This is a genomic window from Asticcacaulis endophyticus (genome assembly GCF_014652575.1).
In the GTDB taxonomy this organism is placed as follows: domain Bacteria; phylum Pseudomonadota; class Alphaproteobacteria; order Caulobacterales; family Caulobacteraceae; genus Asticcacaulis; species Asticcacaulis endophyticus.
In genome coordinates, this window is record NZ_BMZB01000011.1 from 2,501 (window position 1) to 5,565 (window position 3,065).

At 51.8% G+C, this 3,065-nt stretch carries 2 rRNA genes (1 of these 2 cut by a window edge); both read left to right on the forward strand.

Annotation, left to right across the window (positions count from 1 at the left end):
* Positions 1-2,599: ribosomal RNA gene (locus tag IE102_RS17770) — 23S ribosomal RNA — on the forward strand; it begins 272 nt to the left of the window's first position.
* A gap of 85 nt (positions 2,600-2,684) precedes the next feature.
* Positions 2,685-2,799: ribosomal RNA gene (gene rrf, locus IE102_RS17775) — 5S ribosomal RNA — on the forward strand.
* Positions 2,800-3,065 lie beyond the last annotated feature (266 nt).

Below are 3,065 nucleotides of genomic sequence, written 5' to 3' on the forward strand. Positions count from 1 at the left end.
TGAAAGGTATAATAAACTGAATACATAGGTTTATTAGGCAAACCCGGTGAACTGAAACATCTCAGTAACCGGAGGAAAGGACATCAACCGAGACTTCCCTAGTAGTGGCGAGCGAACGGGAACCAGGCCAGTGCTCTTGTGATATAAAGTCGAACGACATGGAAAGGTCGACCATAGCGGGTGATAGTCCCGTAGACGTCAAATAGCAAGAGACTCGAGTAGGGCGGGACACGTGAAATCCTGTCTGAACATGGGGGGACCACCCTCCAAGCCTAAGTACTCCTCTACGACCGATAGTGAACAAGTACCGTGAGGGAAAGGTGAAAAGCACCCCGACAAGGGGAGTGAAACAGATCCTGAAATCGGAAGCCTACAAGCAGTTGGAGCACCCAAGCGGTGTGACAGCGTACCTTTTGTATAATGGGTCAGCGACTTCATGTGCCGAGCAAGCTTAAGCCGTTAGGTGTAGGCGTAGCGAAAGCGAGTTTGAATAGAGCGTTAAGTTCGTTGCATGACGACCCGAAACTAGGTGATCTATCCATGAGCAGGATGAAGGTTGGGTAACACCAACTGGAGGTCCGAACCCGTGAATGTTGAAAAATTCTGGGATGACTTGTGGATAGGGGTGAAAGGCCAATCAAACCTAGACATAGCTGGTTCTCCGCGAAATCTATTTAGGTAGAGCGTCGGATTTATTCCTTGGGGGGTAGAGCACTGAATGGATGCGGGCGGCGCGAGCTGTACCAATTCTAATCAAACTCCGAATACCCAAGAGAACTGTCCGGCAGACACACTGTGGGTGCTAACGTCCATGGTGAAAAGGGAAACAACCCTAACCTACATCTAAGGCCCCCAAATTATGGCTAAGTGGGAAACGATGTGGGATTGCATTGACAACCAGGAGGTTGGCTTAGAAGCAGCCATCCTTTAAAGAAAGCGTAACAGCTCACTGGTCAAGCGATCCTGCGCGGAAAATGTAACGGGGCTAAAGCCATATGCCGAAGATTAGGGCTTGCACTTAGTGCAAGCGGTAGCGGAGCGTTCTGTAAGCCTGTGAAGGTCACTCGTGAGGGTGGCTGGAGGTATCAGAAGTGAGAATGCTGACATGAGTAGCGATAAAGAGTGTGAGAGACACTCTCGCCGAAAGACCAAGGGTTCCTACGTAAAGCTAATCTGCGTAGGGTTAGCCAGCCCCTAAGGCGAGGCCGAAAGGCGTAGTCGATGGGAACCAGGTAAATATTCCTGGGCCAGTATGAAGTGACGGATGGCATAACTTGTAAGGGCTTATTGGATTGTCCTTGCAGGGGCGTTGTCCCTGGAAATAACTCATACAGAGACTGTACCCGAAACCGACACAGGTGGTCAGGTAGAGTATACCAAGGCGCTTGAGAGAACTATGCTGAAGGAACTCGGCAAATTACACGCGTAACTTCGGGATAAGCGTGACTTACTCTGGGCAACCAGAACTAAGTGGCACAGGCTAGGGGGTAGCGACTGTTTATCAAAAACACAGGGCTCTGCGAAGCTGTAAAGCGACGTATAGGGTCTGACGCCTGCCCGGTGCCGGAAGGTTAAAAGGAGTGGTGAGAGCTGCGAATTGAAGCCCCGGTAAACGGCGGCCGTAACTATAACGGTCCTAAGGTAGCGAAATTCCTTGTCGGGTAAGTTCCGACCTGCACGAATGGCGTAACGACTTCCCCACTGTCTCCAGCATAGGCTCAGCGAAATTGAATTCCCCGTGAAGATGCGGGGTTCCCGCGGTCAGACGGAAAGACCCTATGAACCTTTACTATAGCTTCGCCTTGGCGTTAGCATCAACATGTGTAGGATAGGTGGGAGGCTATGAAACCGGGGCGCCAGTCTCGGTGGAGCCATCCTTGAAATACCACCCTTATTGTTGCTGACGTCTAACCGCGGCCCGTATATCCGGGTCCGGAACATGGCGTGGTGGGTAGTTTGACTGGGGCGGTCGCCTCCTAAAGTGTAACGGAGGCGCGCGATGGTGGGCTCAGAACGGTCGGAAATCGTTCGACGAGTGCAATGGCATAAGCCCGCCTGACTGCGAGACTGACAAGTCGAGCAGAGACGAAAGTCGGCCATAGTGATCCGGTGGTCCTGCGTGGAAGGGCCATCGCTCAACGGATAAAAGGTACTCTAGGGATAACAGGCTGATTTTGCCCAAGAGTCCATATCGACGGCAAAGTTTGGCACCTCGATGTCGGCTCATCACATCCTGGGGCTGGAGCAGGTCCCAAGGGTATGGCTGTTCGCCATTTAAAGTGGTACGTGAGCTGGGTTCAGAACGTCGTGAGACAGTTTGGTCCCTATCTGCCGTGGGTGTTCGAGACTTGAGAGGATCTGTCCCTAGTACGAGAGGACCGGGATGGACATACCTCTGGTGGACCTGTCGTGGCGCCAGCCGCGCAGCAGGGTAGCTAAGTATGGAATAGATAACCGCTGAAAGCATCTAAGCGGGAAACTAACCTCAAAACAAGGTCTCGCTGAGGATCGTGGAAGACTACCACGTTGATAGGCTGGGTGTGGAAGCTCCGTGAGGAGTGAAGCTAACCAGTACTAATAATCCGATCGGCTTGATCGTTCCTCTACAAAATTTATGGAATAACACACCATACGTCGTTAGCGCTAAGCGCTTCATGCAATGTCTTCGCTCTGTAATTGATTGACCTGGTGGCTATGCCGGAAGGTCCCCACCCGATCCCATTCCGAACTCGGTCGTTAAGCCCTCCAGGGCCGATGGTACTTCGTCTTAAGGCGCGGGAGAGTAGGTCGTCGCCAGGTCTATCAATTACAGAGTTGGATCACTCACCAGAGTGAATACCCTTCATTACAAACCTAAAAAGACCGGTCGGCACACAAAGCTTGCCGGTCTTTTTTAATATCTGTGCCTCGCCTCAAGCGATCTTCAGATAAAATGCGAAGCTAAATCGAAGAACCGCTTCGAGATTTAGCTTCACCGTCCAGACCCGGACAAAATGTACACTGAGGGCGAATGCCCGAAGGACTTTTGTCCGATATCCCTGTCGCGGGGTGGAGCAGCCCGGTAG